The following is a 17571-nucleotide window of genomic DNA, read 5'->3' as shown; positions in this document are numbered from 1 at the left end:
ATTAAAGTACCCGATGCTAGCCATCTGTAGCTATAAGACCCTAGTTATTCATTTTACTTTGAATCCTTTGACAAAAACCCAAAAAACTTTGAAACGTTTGTAAATGTGTTGGATTTGTTAGAGTCCGGTTTTGTAGTTGTTCTAAATAATGTCTTTCTCGCGCCTCTCCTGGCGATTTTTTTGTATAAAATATCTGTTTTGCCCGGAAAATTTCTTTTAAATATTCGCCGTGAAAATCGGCATGATTTCTCATAGTATAACATCCCATTGCTTCAGGATCAGCCACAGAAACATCATAATAGTCAACATACTCAGATAAAGGAGAGGCTAAGGGTTGTCTTGAATCAAAGATCCTTCTATTCCCCAGCAACCATGTCTCAATACAACGATTTTGTACAATAATTTCTAGCTTCGTCTTACCTAAATTGAGGTCTTTTTTTTGGATAAAATTCCTAATGTAATTGACCCTTTCGCTGACCGTTTCTTCATCACAATCTACACATAACACTAAATAATCATAACGATTTGTTTCTTGAATCTTATCAATAGCATTATCCAAGCCATCATATAATAGTGTGGGATAACCTTCCCCACTGATTAAATAATAATTATTGTGTTCTACTTGATCATGATATTTGACGCGGACTAAATTAGGCAACAAATATTTTAGCCATCTAGGGTAAATTTTCCTCTCCGTACTATTGCCCTCAACTAAAAAGTAAAGATTCATCACTCTTCCTCATCCTGATCATCATCTTTAAGCAAATTAATTAAATCAATAAAAGCCTTCTGTCGTGAGGCAGAAATATGAAAATCTGCCGCATCTTTAACCGTTACTAAACTACCCTGGCGAGTCACAATTTTCCAATAGACAGGACTCACATTATTAATAATGTAAGGATGATGGCTGGTGATGATAAATTGTGTTTGAGGATTATGCAATAATAACTCTATCACACTATCAATACAGTTCACCCCCAAACTATTTTCAAATTCGTCAATCAAAATCACACAATCATCCGGGGATAAGTATAACTGACTAATATACATTAATGTTTTGAACATCCCGGATGATATATTATCTTGTCTAATCCAATTCTCGATCTGTTTCTCTTTGATTTTGATTAAAATAGATTCTCGTAAAAAATCTGCAATTTCTAAAGGAAGTTCATCCTCTTGAAATGGCTCAATTTTAATGTCCTCAACTTGATCAAAAATCTCGATAAACACAGACTTTATTTGCTGAAAAATTTCTGGCAGATATCGATACACTAACGCTAATTTAATCAGCAACGGTAATTCTGCATTTTTAATCTGTTGCACATCACAATTTACATATTTCTGTAAAATCTGACGCGGTAGCCTTAATATACTGGTCGGATGTATAGATTGACTCGATTCTGATTCTATAATCTTATCAAATTCCTTTTGCACCGGATTCAGGTCTTCCTCTTCGCTTAAAAGTTCAATGATACTTTTAAAAGGCGACAGCTTGGGGGTGGACTGATTTTTAAAAAATATACCCTTCTCTTGAGTTCTTTCTACAATGTTCTGGTGATCTCTTTCCACATACTCATAAAGAATCCTACATTCTTCTTCGTCAGAATCGGATCTCACAATGAGGTGATTTGGCTTAGTTTCAAATTTGCCACGCCAACGATATAAAGAATGATTCTCGGTTAAAAATTCTACATCCCAATAAACTCCATTCAGAGACTCCCCATTAGCAACCGCTTTCAGGCGATTAATCGCTCTTAAAATCTGTGTTTTACCCGCCCCTGAGACACCCACTAATAAATTAAGATTGGGCAAAAATTCAATAGAATTGAGTTTCCATTGATATTCCTCATCTCCATAGCAAAGTTTTTTAATTTTCATAATTATAGATAAATTAGATTTATTTGGTGTAACCTTTTATTCTACCACAAAACTTAATTCAATCACTATCTTTCCCCCAAAAATTACAGCAGACTCTGAGCAAATCGAACAAATCTGATTAGAATAGAATGCGACCTTAATGTTCTGAATAGATTATGCTCAAAAAATACTTCGGTCTAGCGTTGGCCGTATGCCTGTTTCTCAGCACGTGGGGAATCGCCCAATCTCAGGCCACCCTTTCACCCAGTCTAGGCGAACAAATGGCACAGTTACACCAAGGCGATCGCCCCATTCCCACTCCCCTAGTCGCCCAAGCGCCTAGAATGCCCATCCAGTCGGAAATGGTGACTTATGGGACAGTGGAGGAAAAACCGTTAATGGGCTATCTGGCCGCCCCCACAGACTACAGTGAGGACTTACCCGCAATTATTGTGATTCACGAGTGGTGGGGCTTAAACGACAATATTAAGATGATGAGCGATCGCCTGGCCGGAGAAGGGTATCGCGTGTTAGCGGTGGATCTCTACGGAGGAGAAACGGCAGATAATCCCGAGGCCGCCCTACAATTGGTCACAAATGCTAACAATAATCCTGAACAATTGTTAGATAATCTCGCCCTCGCTTATCACTACTTGAAAACAGAACACAATGCCCCAAAAGTTGCCAGTTTAGGCTGGTGTTTTGGGGGGCGTTGGTCTTTAAATACCGGCCTGCTATTACCAGATCAATTAGATGCCGTGGTCATCTATTATGGGGGCGGTATGGAGACAGATCCCGAACGATTAAAAACTCTAGAAATGCCCATTTTAGGGATTTTTGGCGAACTGGATCAAAACCCCTCAGTGGAAACGGTGCGAGAATTTGAAGCCACCTTACAAGCGTTAGGGAAAACCGCAGAAATCCATATCTATAAAGGGGCAGATCATGCCTTTGCCAATCCATCCGGCACTCGTTATAATGCTAAAGCGGCCGCCGATGCTTGGGAAAAAACGATTGATTTTCTCAACCGTTTTTTAAAGGGTCAAGAATCTAGTACATCTAACAGCGAAGCATAACGCATCTGATCCAATTCTTGGATTAGTTTACAGAGGTTTTGTAATTCTTGGGAGTAGTATTGGAACTGGTCAGCATCTTGCACCGGATCGAGTTTTTTTAACTGCTCTAAACAGTGGCGGCGCGTCTTTTCGTAGGTTACACGCTGAAGAGAGGCGATCGCCGCCCGAATCAACAAAGGGGCGCGGAGAATCTCGTGGGGCTGGTTTTCGTCTAAATACAACAAGGGCAAAACGGCATTCATTTCTGTAGAATGGGTGGCGCTTAACTGGCGTAAATGTTTGAGTAACTCTTGAGGATGGACGGTTTCTGCTTCTAGGATTTTGCGCCATAAAAAACGATGGGGCGCAAGGCTAAAAATTAGATCATTCTCTTCTAATTGTTCGACAATTTCCTCCCGATGGTGGGGGCAGTGGAGATAAATCAACAGCAGGATAAATTCTGCCCGATTCAGTAAATTTTTCTCGCTGTCAAGTCTAGGAATTCCTTGATCGGGCTGATTAAATTTACGCTTAGGTCGTCGCAATTGGGCTTGCAAGTTCTGACTATAACTGCTGACTAAGGAACTATTCCCCTGACTCAACAGTTGGGCGCAATAATTCACATAGTAGGTGCGTTTATTGACATCCTCTAAATGGTTTAACAGTTTGACCATTTCTTTAGAAACTTGTTCAAACTGATTCGCTTGATTGAGGTCTTTATTCACCAATAACTGTTCAATTTGCCAATCAATCCATAAGGGGGCTGTTTCTAGTTTTTGCAGATAAATATTAGCCGCGTCAGCACTGGATTTTAGAAACTCATCCGCATCTTTACCTCCCGGTAAATTAAAGACTCTTAACTGTACTTGCCCGGAATAAACTAAGGGGGCAATTTCTTCAATAGCCCGCCGTGTCGCTTTTGTTCCTGCTGCATCGGCATCAAAGTTTAAAATCACCTGTTTGGATTCGGTATAGCGCAAAATCCGTTTCAGTTGATCGGGGGTGAAAGCGGTTCCCAAGGACGCGACAACGGGGGTAATTCCGGCCGCGTGGAGGGCGATCGCATCAAAATAGCCCTCTACCACCACCACCCGATCCTGTTTGCTAATTTCAGCCTTAGCTTGATCTAACGCAAAGAGGGTTTTTCCTTTACTAAATAAGGGGGTTTCCGGGGAGTTTAAATATTTGGGTTCATCATTGCCTAATGTCCGACTACCAAAGGCAATGACACGCCCTTGAGCATCACAAATGGGAATCATCAGGCGATCGCGAAAATAATCATAATAACTATCCCCATTTTTTCGCGGTTTAATCAATCCCACTTGTTCTACTAAGCTAGAAGAAAAGCGTTTTGCATCGACTAAGTACCGATAGAGGGTTTCCCAGCCTGTGGGAGCATATCCTAACCCAAATTTTTGAATTGTAGCCTCACTCAGTTGACGTTTTTTCCGTAAATAATCCCAAGCGGTTTCTCCTTGGGATTGTCGTAAAGCGTGTTGAAAAAAACTGTTAGCAATAGCCGCGATTTCATAGAGTTGTTCCCGTACCGAAATTTCTCGCTGTAAGGCTTGACTTTCTTCCGGGGAGTTCATCTTAACCGGAATCTGATACCGTTGGGCAAGTTCTAATACTACCTCGGCAAAGGATTGTTTCCCCAACTCCATCAAAAACTTAACCCCACTTCCCCCCATGCCACAGCCAAAACAATAAAACATTTGTTTACTGGGACTAACCGTAAAGCTAGGGGTTTTTTCCTCATGAAAAGGACACAAGCCTACGAAGTCTTTTCCCCGTTTCCGCAAGACGACCTGTTCTGCTACAATTTCCACAATATCGACTCGTTCTGTAACAGCATCAATGGTGTCTTTATGAATGCGAGGTAGGTTCATTGAAGGTTTCTATTGAGGGCGTCTAGGGTTCGTCTGGTGTAGAAATTACAGTTCTATTCTACCTTGCTTGATTTGTTAAGAAATTTTAAATTAAGAAATGTAAATTTTTCTGGACAAGATCCGGGGGTTCTGGGATGATTTTTTTATAAAAGTTTTTTCATAATGGGAGTGGTTGCACTAATTTTAAAAACCCACACATTCCCATTATCTAGGATATCATCTAAAAAGTCAAAAGTCAAGCCGCGAAACCCCTTTTCACCCAATCTACTTTATTCATTTGTTATACTGTCATGAGTGCAATTCTGCACAATGTCGTAATCTGTAGTTTTCACGATGAAATTGCAAGTATCTCCTTTACTCATCGCCCTGCTTTCCACGAAAGTGGGGGCTTTAATGCTAACTCCGGTTCAGGTGGGGGCGATTCTGCCTCAAGAGACTCAGATCAATGGGGGCGAGTCTAAGGTAACCATTGAAGTGACGAGAGTTGAAGTCGATTCACCCTCAGAATTCCAGGCCCAAAGGCAATTCCAAGCCCAAAGACAACGCAGGGGCGACCAAGATTATGATTCTAACCGGGATTTCGATACGAACCAAGATTATGATGGAGGTTTCAGAAGAAGACGCCGTTAATTCATGGGAACGCATAGAAACGGGGGATGATTCCCCCGGTTGCTGTGAACGATAGACATGACAGAAATTTTAGCGAACTTAATCACGCCTCTGACAGTGGAAACCTTTGTTGGGGAAATCTGGACTCAAAAAGCGGTTTATCTTCCGGCCTTGCACCCCCAACGGTTTCAGGAACTTTTCGCTTGGGAGGACTTAAACCATTTATTGAACTTTCATCCGTTAAATAATCCAGACTTGCGCTTTCATCAGGGGGGGCAGAGTTGGCCTGATGTACCCGTGAAACAAGGGCGCGATTCTCGTACCGAGACGCTTCGCCATCGCCTGAAACAGGGAGCCACCCTGATCCTCAACCAAGTCCACCAACGGCATCCCCCCCTAGCCCAATGGACTGCTGCCCTCCAGAGGGATCTGGGGCATCCCGTCCAAGTGAATCTTTATCTTTCCCCTCCCCATCAACAAGGATTTAACTGTCACTACGACACCCATGAGGTGTTTATTTTGCAACTTGACGGGGAGAAAGAGTGGTTGATTTACGATCCAACCGTTGCCTATCCCACCTCAGAGACACGCCAAGATAGCGACTTACCCCCAGAAACGCCCCCTTACTGGCAGGGGGTTTTAAAACCGGGGGATGTGCTGTATATTCCTCGGGGGCATTGGCACTATGCGATCGCCCTAGAACAATATTCCTTACACTTAACCGTCGGAGTATCCAGTCCCACAGGTTTAGACTGGTTAGAATGGGCGATCGCCCAACTGCAAAAACAACCCCAATGGCGGCAAAACCTCCCCCTCCTCCACCTCGATTCCCAATCCCTAGAGCAATCCTTACATCACCTAGGCACCGCCCTCACTCAATGGATCACCTCAGACCAAACCCTGCAAGCCTATCGACAGCACCTGCAACACCAACAGCCCCCCCTCCCCCTCCAACTTCCCCAACAACTCCATCCCACCCTAGACCCCTCAGAATGGTCCCTCGACACCCACTTTCAACCCTCCCCCCTACACCGTCCCCAGATCCTCGGCAGCGAAGCAGAAGGCTGGGAAATTGATTTCGCCAACCGTCATATTACCCTGCAAGGTCTATCCCCGGCCGCCCTCGCTTGCCTATTCAACCCCCAAGGGTTCACCCTCTCAGAGTTAGCCGAAACAGCCCCCACCCTAAGCTTAGACGATGCCCTCAAGATCATTGCCCGCTTAGTGCAGGAAGGGGTTTTATCCATTAACAGCCAATTCTCCCACTAACCACCCCCCAAACTGTTGGAGAAACACCAACAAACCCGCCCGATCTCCCGTCGGGTTTAAAGCCAATTGTAGGGCTAAATTCATCCCTCGGGCTTGTTGGGGGTAATACACCCCAAACCGCGCTGCACATAGCCCTAAATCCCGCGTAAACTGCCCCTCCGCCTCCATCACCCCTTCAAACCCCGCCCGCACCAAACGACGGCAAATCCAACGGCATCGAGACAAGGTACAAGTCGGAGATTGACGTAAGTCACTGGTTGCCCGTTTTAAATCTTCTTCTAGAGTGGGGAGATAATGCCACAAAGCGCGACCCACCTTGACCCGGGGTAAGTGAGGGATTACATCTTCCCCCCAGAGATTGAGGCCTTGAGTCCCCAACAACGTCGCCCAGTCTCCTTGAAGGTCATCTAGAGTTAAGGGCAGAATTTCCACCTTGGGGCAGAATAAATAGCGTCGGCTGAGTTTTTGACCTAGGGCGAAGAGTTTTTGAGTCGTCACGTCATCCAGAGGCTGATCCGTTAGCACGATTCCATCCAAATCCGATAACCCTTGCACAGCGCGACCTCGGGGGATAGAACCCCGAAGATAGAGACTATGGAGGCGATCGCCCAAACCCACCACACAGCCTTCTATCCATTCTTCCACCAAAGGCAGCCAGGGATCCTGAATCAAAGACCCTTGGCAATCGTTAATCAGGTAGCCCTCCTCAGTGAGCGGCCAAAAGCGACCAAAATTCAGATTCAAAGCTCGGTGTAGAATAGGTGACATGGGTTTAGGGTGGCGGTGGAAAGTGTCTTTTTGCCCTGAAACAAAAACCTATGTTTCAGGGTTCAAATAGCGCGAGAAAGAATTTTAAAGGCTCTAAATCTGGATGCTCCAAATTCCAGATATGGATTTTGTTTTTCATGATATATTCCAAATTTCCATAGCTGCATTTTTTCCCTGCTTGACTGCGTTCCTCATAGTTACAGGTATCATATCTTAAATAATTTTCATCACTTTTACTTTCAACAATCAGCAAGTTTGTCATTTTAAAATTAACTCAACAACAACTTAAATTTCTCCACGAATAGGCTGATTATGTTTTAAATCATATTGTAATAATTCAAAATCTCGTTGAATGGATACAATCTGATTATTTCGAGGATCACGAGTTAATTCAAAATAAGTTCCTTGGTCTTGATAGTCCCCATCATTCCCCAGTTCAGCAAATGCCCGAATCATCTCTAAACTGTGAGTTGTGGCAAAGACTTGAGTATTGAGTTTTTGGGATAAGCGAAATAAGGTTTTCCAAAAGTCAACTTGGCTGGTATAGTGTAAGCCATTTTCCACTTCATCAATTAATAAAATGCCGTGATTGCTGTTAATCATGGTCAAGGTAATGGCAGCAATCCGATTGATGGCATCTCCAAACAAAGAAATAGGTAAGCGTTTTTCCTGTTTTCGGGTTAAATATAACGTCGGTTCAACCAGAGAAAACGTTTCGACCTTTTCAATATTGGGATCAAGCAACTGAAAAGCTTTGATCACATCTCCCTCTTTTTCTTCAAAACGGGCTTTATCATATTGTTTCGCCAGTTCTTCATTAGAAATGCGCAAAAATGAGGGGATAAAGCAACTGTGATAGCTATTATCTTTAAGTCCTAATGCCACCACTCCATTAGAAGTGGCAACAACAGCACTTTTGGCAATATTATTTTGAGTGGGAGCATCACCATTCCCTAAATCATGTTCAACCTGAATTTGTAGAACTGACAGCAAAGAATTACTTTTAGTCAGTAATTTAAGGAATTTGGGCTGACTCTCAGATTCTTCTAAAATATCGGCCATCTCTGGACTTAATACAGCTGAATAAGTCCGAGAGTTGGGGAATCGGGAGTCGGGAGTCGGGAGTCGGGAGTCGGGAATAGGCAATCGTGCCAGTTTTAGATGATCTGTTCCCTGTTAAGAGTTCCCTGTTCCCTTGTTGAGCCTAGCATAGGCGTGTTATTCAGCAAGCCCTATCTATTATTACAGGGAGTGAAGCCAGAAAAATTCCCTATCCAAATTTAGGACAGGGAATGAACTCAGGGGAACAAACTTTTAAACTCGTGGGAGATTAGGAAGAGGAACTGGGGAGAACTCCCACGGTAATGGTTAAATCTAAACGGCGATCGCCTCGTTGTACAGTCAATTCTAAACTAGACCCTACAGCAGTCCGACTGACTATCCTCTGCACATCCTCAGCCGTAGAAATCGTTTGACCGTCAATAGCTTGGATAATATCACCCTGACGGACTCCCCCTTGGGCTGCTGGGGCATTGGGTATGACTTGCACAATTAAAACACCTTGCTCTGTAGGGAGAGATTGTCCCGTTTGCTGTTGAAAACGTTGGCGGATTTCCGGGCTAAGGGCGACCATTTGCACCCCCAGATAGGGGTGATCCATGCGGCCTTTAGTAATTAACTGTTCTGCGATTTCCTTGGCCTGATTAATCGGAATAGCAAAGCCTAGACCTTGGGCATTTTGTAAAATAGCGGTGTTAATACCCACCACTTCGCCCTGTTCATTGAGTAGGGGACCGCCAGAATTACCGGGATTAATCGCGGCATCAGTTTGAATGAAATTTACCCGTTTATCTGGGACTCCGATTTGGGCGCTGCTGCGTCCGGTGGCGCTGATAATGCCTGTGGTAACGGTATTATCGAGGCCTAGGGGATTACCAATGGCGATCGCTAATTCTCCCGGTTGTAACTGATCCGAATCCCCCAAAGCAATCGTCGGTAAGTCCGTTGCCTCAATCTTCACCACCGCCAAATCCGTCACCGGATCACTGCCAATAACTTGACCGTCATAGGTGCGACCATCTTTCAGCGTCACCGTCACCTGTTCGGCCCCTTCCACCACATGGGCATTGGTAAAAATTTCCCCATTGGATGAGACAATAAAACCCGAACCCGAACCCCGTTCCACCCGTTGATTAGGTACATTTGACCCAAAAAACTGCCTTAGAGGGTCAGGAATCCCCGTAGTCACTGTGCGAGACGCATCAATGCGTACCACCCCCTGACCCACCTGTTGCACAACATGAGTCACAGGACTCACCCCAGAAGGTCGCCGGGCAATGGGTTCAGAAGGAGTATTAGAAAACCGTGTCGTAGGTTCTGGCGTAATAATATTATTAGAATCTGTCTCAGTGTCCGAACGTCGTAGAGCAGGAGGCAAGACAGAAGAATCGGTTTCATACAAGGCATAGGCTCCGACGGTTAAGCCAACACCCAACAACACCAGAGACACCTGACGGCCAAACTGGGTGAAGGAATGCCAAGCACCAGAAGAAGGCGTAGAGGAACGATCTGGTTTAACTCCCATGATATCTTTTTCAATAGGGACAGGTTTATAAGGAGCTTTCGTCATAATCCATTACCAGTGCTACAGCAGGAAGAATAATCTTTAGACCGGACAGATTTTTGTCTCTAGGGTGATTCAAGAGAAAAAAGGGTGGAGGGAGAGTGAGTGATCCCTCCCGCCCACTGATGTCTAGTCAACAACAGCCCAAGTCGCAAGATTTCAACTTTCAGGAGTGGTGTGGTCTTGAGCTTATAGATTTACTATAATCACGGGTTTTGACATTCCCTTGAAGATCCTGTGACCATCGTATGACAGTTTAGGAATGGACGTTGAAAGCTCTGTTAAAGGCATTCTACCAAGTTTGTCCCAATGGAGAGTTAACCCACTAAACTGGGACTGGCTGACCTTTGACTTGCCTCAATTTCGCTACAGACTTCATAAAACTTGGTGACGGGGGGAGCAATAAACAAATGAGCCATTTCCTTGAGGATAGCTTCACAGGCGGCGTTGCGGTTTGCATCCATATCATCTATGTTATCCCAGAAGATGATCGCAATCCCTTTATCGGTACCCGGTTCTTGTAAGAGATAAGCCCCTTGAAAGCCTTGAGTGTAGGTCGAAACGGCTTGAACAAAGAGCCTTTCGGCTTGGTCAAAAGTACCGGGCTGAAACTCACCAATAGCAACATAAGCAAATTTATGTCTTAAAAAATCCAGGAATTCTGACATAAGGTATAAAACCTCTTTAACTCTGATCCTAGTTTCTCACTCCCAGAACGATAATCAGAGGTGGGTTGACATTACTTGATATTTAGGGTTAAGACAGCCGCGTTGATCGATTATACTGAGTGGGGCAAGTCCCCACCCGGCTACTTATGAATCGTTCTCTTCCCGCCACTCCAACTCCTACCTATCTTTGGGCCGTCGGTTCAGTAGCGGCGCGCATTTTGCCCCCCAATGTGATAGAAGGTCGCTATAAGGTGCTACATCTCCAAGTGTGGCAAGATATTTATGGAGAGCGATCGCCTTATATCCCCGATCTCTTACCCGACAGTTGGCAGCCCTACCTACGCCTTTATCCCCAGCGTCTCCACCTCCCGGAAATTTATGGGACTTGTTCTGTAGAAGGTGAAACCGTCCTACTCCTAAAACAGATCCCCGTTGATGCCCAGGGCAAACTATACCCCTCCCTCGAACAAGCTTGGCAAGAAGCCTCCGTGATTCGTCAAGTCTATTGGTTGTGGCAAATCCTCGACCTCTGGACTCCTCTCACTGAACAAGGCATGGCGGCTTCCCTCCTAGACCTCGAAAACCTGCGCGTTCAGGGCTGGTGTGTCCGCTTGCGGGAACTCTTCCACACCCCCCCACTCAGTCGTCATCCTCGCGCTGGAGGCATTGCCACCGCCACCACCCCTTCCGTCGCCACCTTACAACGATTAGCCGAAGTCTTGACCCCCTTAGTCCAACGGGCAAAATCCGCCATTGTCCCCCCACTGCAAACCCTCCTCACCCAACTCCAACAGGATAAAGTCTCCCTCTCCGTGCTGCGGCAAAACCTCAATCAACTGCTATTAGAACAGGCCGCCCACCAGCCCCTACGGATTACCGTCGCCAGTGCCACCGATAGCGGCCCCCAACAAGCCCACAATGAAGACAGCCACTATCCCACAGCCCTAGAATTAGTTCGCAATGGTAGCCCCGGCCCCTTGAGTCTAAACAATCACTGTTTAATCGTCTGTGATGGCATTGGCGGCCATGAAGGGGGAGAAGTGGCCAGTCAGTTGGCCGTCCAGTCCCTCAAGTTACAAGTCCAAGCCCTGCTAACCGAATTACAGGAAAACCCCGAGGTAATGAGTCCCGATGTCGTGGCCGACCAATTATCGGCCATGATTCGCATTGCCAACAATTTAATCTGTTCCCGCAATAACGAGCAGAAACGGGAAGCCCGCCGACGGATGGCCACTACCTTGGTGATGGCCGTTCAACTGCCCCAACAGGTCAATCTGGGGGGGGATGTGGTAGGGAATGGTCATGAATGGTATATCGCCCACGTGGGGGATAGTCGGGCTTATTGGCTCACAGAACGCTACTGTTTACCCCTCACCTTAGATGATGATGTAATTGCGCGGGAAGTGCGCTTAGGCCGCAGTTTATCCCACCTTGCCGCCCAGCGTCCCGATGCGGGGGCTTTAACTCAGGCCTTGGGAACAAGGGAAGCCGAACGCCTCCGCCCCACAATTCAGCGTTTTATTCTCGAAGAAGACGGCATTTTGTTGTTATGTTCCGATGGCTTGAGCGACAATGGTCTACTCGAACAAGCCTGGCCGGAGTTTACCCCTCAAGTCTTGGGCGGGAAATTAACCATTGAGGCGGCGGTTGATTTTTTAATCCAACTGGCGAATCAGAAAAACGGCCATGATAATACGTCCATTGTGGCTGCTGCCTGTGGGGTTTCGGCTCAGTATCCCGTGTTAATGAATCTGGCAGAATTGACGGGTACGCCCTCGGAAGCGCCTCCGGTGCCGCAAGTGGAGGTAAAACCCCCTGAACCCACTCCCGCCCCAATTTCAGCCCCTACGGTGGAGGCGAATGGTCAAAGTCCCCCGGCTGTGAAGGAGAAGACAAGGGAAGAGGAGGAGGAAACAGAGCCACCCTTACGACCGGATTATGAGTTACCGTCCTTTTTTGAGGAAATGCAGGCGAATTTAGCCCAAAATCGGGAGGAGGAGTTAGAAGAAGTAGTTACCCCTCCCCGTGGGGGAAATGCGGGGTTTCTCTGGATTATTGGCGTGGTGCTGTTAATCGGTGCGGCGACGTTTGGGGTCTTGACGTTATGGCCTCAACTGTTCCGGGATACGCCGGAAATGCTTCCCTCTCCCCCAATGGAAGAGTCTGGAGAGTCTGAGTCTATAGAGGAGTGAGCAGAAACACGCCAACTCTTGTATTGGTTCTTAGGGGTTGCTTGATTTTGCCTAACTCGCTCTAGCAATCCAGGAATTTCTAAGAGTTCTTGAGTTGCACTCTTTTGATTATTGATCCCTAAAACCTTGCAGTTTCTCGCTGTTAGAAGTCAAGGGAACAGGGAACGGGGGAAATTCAGGTTTTTGCCCTCAAGTCTATTTAATTTGGTATAAACGGCTGAAAGCCCTAGTAAAAGTGCTTGGAGGGATATATTGCTACGCAACGCTTCGCGAACAGCAGACCCTACCTATTGCCGACTTCTCGCTATTTAAGGTTCAGTCTCCATGTAGAAAGACTGTTGCTAGAAAGCAGCATTCGATCAAACAAGAATCTCGCGCTACAGTGTAACTTGGCGGTAAGACGGTTAAAGTGGGAGTAAACGACGCCACCCGCAAGGGGATGGGGAATTCCCAGCAAATTTGTTAAATCTCAGGGAGTTGGGTTATGACAGAAAAGGAATCTCAGAGCAATCTCAGAGAATACGTCCAGCAGGTTTCTGGCTTGATGAATTTAACCATTGCGCCAGAATATTGGGTCGGGATTATCCAGAATTTGGAACAAATGGGGGAAATTGCGCCTCTGGTGATGGAGTTTCCCTTACCTGAAGAAATCGAGTCTGTGCCTGTTTTTGAACCATGAGTTGGACTGTAGAAACGGCTGATGCGATCGCCATTGCTCACGCTATCCGCACGGAAACCGTGACGGCGGAAACGGTGGTGCGCCAAACCCTGAAACGCATTGAGTGCCACAATGAACGACTGAATTGTTTTACCCAAGTTCTGACAAAACAAGCTATTGCCGATGCTCAGGAGATTGATCGGGCGATCGCCCATCAAATTAAAAATATTGGCTTTCTTACTGGGGTTCCCTTTGGCGTGAAAAGTCTCTTTGATATTGCCGGAGAAACCACCCTCGCCGGATCAAAAATTAACGCTATCCACCCCCCAGCCACCACTGATGCCACCGCCATCACCCGCTTAAAACAAGCCGGGGCGGTGTTAGTGGGATCCCTCAATATGGATGAATACGCCTACGGTTTTGTCACAGAAAACCACCACTACGGCACCACCCGCAACCCCCACGACTTAACCCGCATTGCCGGGGGATCTTCCGGTGGGGCGGCGGCGGCTGTAGCGGCGGGTTTACTCCCCCTCGCCTTGGGTTCAGATACCAATGGTTCCGTGAGGATTCCCGCCGCCTTCTGTGGAATTTATGGCTTTAAACCGACCTATGGGAGACTCTCCAGAGCGGGGGTGCAGTTACTATCGAGTAGTTTGGATCACGTGGGAATTTTTGCGCGTTCCGTGCGGGATATTGCCAGCAGTTTTGACTTTTTACAGGGGGAAGATGAACTGGATCCCGTCTGTACCCGTCATCCCCCCGAACCCCTAATGTCTCAGATTAATTTAGGCTGTCGGGGCTTAAGAATGGCGATCGCCCGAGATTATTTTCAAACCGGAGCAGATCCCGAAGCCCTCGCCGTAGTGCAAGAAGTCGCCCAAGCCCTAGACGTGACCCAACAGATTAGTCTACCTGAATCTCACCGCGCCCAAGCCGCCGCTTTTCTGATCACAGCCGCCGAAAGTGCCAACCGTCATTTACCCCATTTGCGATCGCGCCCCCAAGACTTTGATCCCGCCACCCGAGATCGGTTTTTCGCCGGAGCTCTCCTCCCCTCCCCTTGGTATATCCAATCCCAACGCTTCCGTCGTTGGTATCGGGATCAAATGCGCGAAACCTTCCGCCACCTCGATATTATCCTTGCCCCCACCACCCCCTGTATAGCCCCACCCATTGGCCAAAAAACCGTCACCATCGCAGGAAAAGAAACCCTCGTGCGCCCCAATCTCGGTCGCTTTACTCAACCCTTCTCCTTCGTCGGTTTACCCGCCCTCTCTATCCCCATCCAACGCCCTAATCAACTCCCCCTCGGCGTTCAACTCATCGCCGCCCCCTATAACGAATCCCTCATTTTACGAGTCGCCGCCACCCTTGAACGGCGGGGAGTGATTGCCGCCCCCGTTGCCTCTGTTTAAGTCTCGGTCAGGTTCATACTGCTCTTAAAAACCCGTGCTAGAATCAGGATGAATTTCCTTGATTAAAACTCCAGCACTCGCATTGATTTCTTTTTACATTCAGGAGAAAATCCCCATGAAACGGTTTTTATTACTCTTCAGTACCCTTTTAATCGCCTCCTCTTTAGCCCTCACCGCTTGTGGTGGTGGTGGTGAAGAAGAAGCACCCGCTCCCGAAGGTGAACCCGCTCCTACCGAATCCCCGGCTGAATAGTTAGTGAATCTAATGTCGGGCAGAATTCCCTTATCCTCTGTCGGTTAGGGATGAATGCCTGACCCCCCTTGAGTTAGTTGTTGTTGGAAGCCCCAACTTCAGCCAAGCAAGTTGGGGCAATTCATCTCACTCTTTTTTTCCCAAAATATGGCGCGGGAATGGTCTACCCATAGCTGACAGGCTTGGGCAGGAATGCGCCGTCTGCCTAGCTTTCTTCCTTTTTAGCCAACCCTAACTATACTTGGCTTGTCCCGGTCAAAATTTGACCGGGATATTTGCTGTTAAAAATCCATAACTGTAGAACAAAACAGGCTTAAGTCTTGTGCTTTTTGTTCTTTTGACAAAGCACTAAAATCCATGACTCCTGAACCTCCCTTGATATTTCACTACATTGTTAAAAAAGCTTATCGCTACCTCGAACAATGCTCTGACCATTCCTTACTTCTGCTATGTTCCCTTTGGCTCATTGGACTGGGCTGGTTTCATTACTGTTTGCCAGTCGATATGTCTTTTTTTCTCTTTTATCTAGTTCCAGTTGCTATTGTAACTTGGTTTATGCGGGGTGAATGGGGAATCCTCTTTGGAGTGATTAGTGCGACTGTTTGGTTGGCATCTGATCTCAAACTTGACTTAGGAAAACACCTCAGTATTCATCTTTGGAATATGACTGTCCGTTCTATTCAGTTTGCTATTATTGTTTATTTACTCACGGCTTTTAAGCGGGCTTATAGTCTAGAAAAAACCCTAGCCCGTTTTGACACTTTAACCAAAACAGTTAATCGTTACTACTTTTTGGAACTCTTGCAGGCTCAACTCACTGTCAATCCCCAAAATTGCGTTTCCTTTACCATTGCCTATATTGACTTGGATAATTTTAAACAAATTAATGATCGGTTTGGTCATCAAATTGGAGACAGGATTTTACAAAAATTTGCTCATACTATTCAGTATCATATTCGCTCTCAAGATATTATCGGTCGTTTAGGGGGCGATGAATTTGTCTTGCTCTTACCCCATTTAAACGCTCAACAAGCCCCCAGTTTTTTAAAACGAATTCAAGATTACTTAACCGAGATTACCACCCCAGATCATCACAATATTACAGTCAGTATCGGAGCAGCAACCTTTGAAAATTTTCCTTCGTCTTGTGATGAGGTCTTAGACTATGTTGATCAGTTAATGTATAAAGTGAAAACCAGTGGAAAAAACAACCTTCTTCATGAAATTGTCTCACATTAGCCGGAACTCTTCTGAGTCCACGAGATCACCTCAATAAATGGCGGGTTCTTTCCACCCACTCCCAATTCCCCTGTTGGGAGTATAGGCTCAGAGCGTGTTCTAAGACCCCTCTGGCCTCGTTGAGGCGGCCTTGACGGAGGAAAACAAGGCCAGCCCCGTAGTAGGCATTCGCGTAGTTAGGATTGGCTTGGGAGGACTGACGAAAGGCATCTAGGGCGGCGTTGAGGTTGCCCTGTTGGTAGAGGAGAATCCCTAGATTATAGTGGGCTTCGGGATAACGGGGGCTGAGGCGGATGGCTTGTTGAAAGGCGGCTTGGGCGCGTTCGAGTTGACCTTGTTGGAGATAAATTTCCCCCAGATAATAGTGAGGTTCCGGGGCATTGGGGCTGAGGGTGGTGGCTTGTTGGAAATGGGCGATCGCATCCCGAAGATTTCCCGCCTGTAATAACACTAACCCCAGATTGTAATGAGCCGGCCCCAGACGAGGATCTAAGCCTAACGCTTGGCGCAGATAGCCCTCCGCCGCGCCTAAACGATTCGCCTCGTACAATGCCGCCCCTAAATTACTGTAAGCTAGGGCAAAATTGGGATCCGCTTGAATGGTGCGAGAAAAGGCTTGAATCGCCACTTCTAGCTGCCCCTGTTGCCGCAGGGCTAACCCCAGATTGTACTGGGCGGCGGCCATTTGGGGATCTAATTGGGTGGCCTGTTGGAATTGTGCGATCGCCTCCTCTAATCGTCCCTGTTGAATATACCCCACCCCCCGCTCGAAATACTCCCGCGCCCTCGGTGTTGTGGGAGTCATAATCGGTAAACTCTGGGCGAGACTCTCCCCCGACACAAGCCCCACAGTAGCTAGAGTCAAAATACTCAAGAACAAGTGTTGCATTTTGTATAAACTTCGTTGCTTTCGGCAATCATTACACCTTAACTTGTTACGTTTTTTCATAAAAATTATAACTAATTTAAATTATTCAATTTTACTTAAATTTTGGGGTAGTTGACCTTAAAAGAAATTGCAGTTTTTCGCCAAGTCATCAGAAATCGCGATAGGCTCAGGGAGTATAGAAAAA

At 46.4% G+C, this 17571-nt stretch carries 17 protein-coding genes; 8 read left to right on the top strand and 9 right to left on the bottom strand.

Going from position 1 to position 17571, the window contains the following annotated elements; genetic code table 11:
• Positions 1 to 40: 40 nt before the first annotated feature.
• Both SPI9445_RS0100970 and SPI9445_RS0100965 read right to left on the bottom strand, forming a co-directional pair.
• The gene (locus SPI9445_RS0100970) at positions 41 to 730 is read right to left on the bottom strand and encodes a hypothetical protein (protein ID WP_017302840.1); all 690 of its coding nucleotides are present in this window, start codon (positions 728 to 730) and stop codon (positions 41 to 43) included.
• Positions 730 to 1878, bottom strand: coding sequence for an AAA family ATPase (locus SPI9445_RS0100965; RefSeq protein ID WP_017302839.1), 1149 nt, complete (start codon positions 1876 to 1878; stop codon positions 730 to 732). The genes SPI9445_RS0100970 and SPI9445_RS0100965 overlap by 1 nt, the downstream gene beginning before the upstream one ends.
• A 155-nt stretch (positions 1879 to 2033) precedes the next feature.
• Here SPI9445_RS0100965 and SPI9445_RS0100960 point away from each other — a divergent pair, with 155 nt between their 5' ends.
• The gene (locus SPI9445_RS0100960; protein WP_017302838.1) at positions 2034 to 2933 is read left to right on the top strand and encodes a dienelactone hydrolase family protein; all 900 of its coding nucleotides are present in this window, start codon (positions 2034 to 2036) and stop codon (positions 2931 to 2933) included.
• Here the strand turns inward: SPI9445_RS0100960 and dnaG are convergent.
• Positions 2900 to 4801, bottom strand: coding sequence for a DNA primase (dnaG, locus tag SPI9445_RS0100955; protein WP_017302837.1), 1902 nt, complete (start codon positions 4799 to 4801; stop codon positions 2900 to 2902). The two genes, SPI9445_RS0100960 and dnaG, sit on opposite strands and share 34 nt — an antisense overlap.
• A 333-nt stretch (positions 4802 to 5134) precedes the next feature.
• Between dnaG and SPI9445_RS0100945 the strand changes: the two genes are divergently transcribed.
• Both SPI9445_RS0100945 and SPI9445_RS0100940 read left to right on the top strand, forming a co-directional pair.
• Positions 5135 to 5431, top strand: coding sequence for a hypothetical protein (locus SPI9445_RS0100945; RefSeq protein WP_017302835.1), 297 nt, complete (start codon positions 5135 to 5137; stop codon positions 5429 to 5431).
• A 57-nt stretch (positions 5432 to 5488) separates the two neighbouring features.
• Positions 5489 to 6679 (top strand): cupin domain-containing protein, encoded by a 1191-nt coding sequence (locus SPI9445_RS0100940; protein WP_017302834.1) that lies wholly within the window; start codon positions 5489 to 5491, stop codon positions 6677 to 6679.
• Here SPI9445_RS0100940 and SPI9445_RS23825 read toward each other — a convergent pair.
• From SPI9445_RS23825 to SPI9445_RS0100915, 5 genes are all read right to left on the bottom strand, one after another.
• A complete protein-coding gene (locus SPI9445_RS23825) occupies positions 6650 to 7447 on the bottom strand; it encodes a hypothetical protein (protein ID WP_017302833.1) in 798 nt (265 codons plus the stop codon). The two genes, SPI9445_RS0100940 and SPI9445_RS23825, sit on opposite strands and share 30 nt — an antisense overlap.
• 55 nt (positions 7448 to 7502) lie before the next feature.
• Positions 7503 to 7709, bottom strand: coding sequence for a hypothetical protein (locus SPI9445_RS0100930; protein WP_017302832.1), 207 nt, complete (start codon positions 7707 to 7709; stop codon positions 7503 to 7505).
• 23 nt (positions 7710 to 7732) lie between these two features.
• The gene (locus SPI9445_RS23820; RefSeq protein ID WP_164674442.1) at positions 7733 to 8593 is read right to left on the bottom strand and encodes an AAA family ATPase; all 861 of its coding nucleotides are present in this window, start codon (positions 8591 to 8593) and stop codon (positions 7733 to 7735) included.
• Positions 8594 to 8777: 184 nt separating this feature from the next.
• A complete protein-coding gene (locus SPI9445_RS23815) occupies positions 8778 to 10076 on the bottom strand; it encodes an HhoA/HhoB/HtrA family serine endopeptidase (RefSeq protein ID WP_017302830.1) in 1299 nt (432 codons plus the stop codon).
• 311 nt (positions 10077 to 10387) lie between these two features.
• Positions 10388 to 10738: a hypothetical protein gene (locus SPI9445_RS0100915; protein WP_017302829.1), complete on the bottom strand. Its 351-nt coding sequence runs from the start codon at positions 10736 to 10738 to the stop codon at positions 10388 to 10390.
• A 146-nt stretch (positions 10739 to 10884) separates the two neighbouring features.
• Between SPI9445_RS0100915 and SPI9445_RS23810 the strand changes: the two genes are divergently transcribed.
• The 5 genes from SPI9445_RS23810 to SPI9445_RS0100890 all read left to right on the top strand — a co-directional run bounded on the left by SPI9445_RS23810 (position 10885) and on the right by SPI9445_RS0100890 (position 16498).
• Positions 10885 to 12930 (top strand): PP2C family protein-serine/threonine phosphatase, encoded by a 2046-nt coding sequence (locus SPI9445_RS23810; RefSeq protein ID WP_017302828.1) that lies wholly within the window; start codon positions 10885 to 10887, stop codon positions 12928 to 12930.
• Positions 12931 to 13414: 484 nt separating this feature from the next.
• Entirely contained in the window at positions 13415 to 13609 is a 195-nt protein-coding gene (locus tag SPI9445_RS0100905; RefSeq protein WP_017302827.1) for a DUF4089 domain-containing protein, read from the top strand.
• Positions 13606 to 15006: an AtzE family amidohydrolase gene (locus SPI9445_RS0100900; protein ID WP_017302826.1), complete on the top strand. Its 1401-nt coding sequence runs from the start codon at positions 13606 to 13608 to the stop codon at positions 15004 to 15006. The genes SPI9445_RS0100905 and SPI9445_RS0100900 overlap by 4 nt, the downstream gene beginning before the upstream one ends.
• A gap of 115 nt (positions 15007 to 15121) precedes the next feature.
• On the top strand, positions 15122 to 15259 hold the full coding sequence (locus tag SPI9445_RS0100895; protein ID WP_164674441.1) for a hypothetical protein: 138 nt from the start codon (positions 15122 to 15124) through the stop codon (positions 15257 to 15259).
• A 357-nt stretch (positions 15260 to 15616) separates the two neighbouring features.
• On the top strand, positions 15617 to 16498 hold the full coding sequence (locus SPI9445_RS0100890; RefSeq protein WP_083883468.1) for a GGDEF domain-containing protein: 882 nt from the start codon (positions 15617 to 15619) through the stop codon (positions 16496 to 16498).
• A gap of 25 nt (positions 16499 to 16523) precedes the next feature.
• On the opposite strand, the gene SPI9445_RS0100885 is transcribed toward SPI9445_RS0100890, so the two are convergent.
• Positions 16524 to 17363, bottom strand: coding sequence for a tetratricopeptide repeat protein (locus SPI9445_RS0100885; RefSeq protein ID WP_237747909.1), 840 nt, complete (start codon positions 17361 to 17363; stop codon positions 16524 to 16526).
• Positions 17364 to 17571: the final 208 nt, after the last annotated feature.

Origin of the sequence: Spirulina subsalsa PCC 9445 (genome assembly GCF_000314005.1) — a bacterium.
Lineage (GTDB): Bacteria > Cyanobacteriota > Cyanobacteriia > Cyanobacteriales > Spirulinaceae > Spirulina_A > Spirulina_A subsalsa.
The sequence above is the reverse complement of the archived record's forward strand: the minus strand, read 5'-3'. Positions and strand labels throughout refer to the sequence as shown.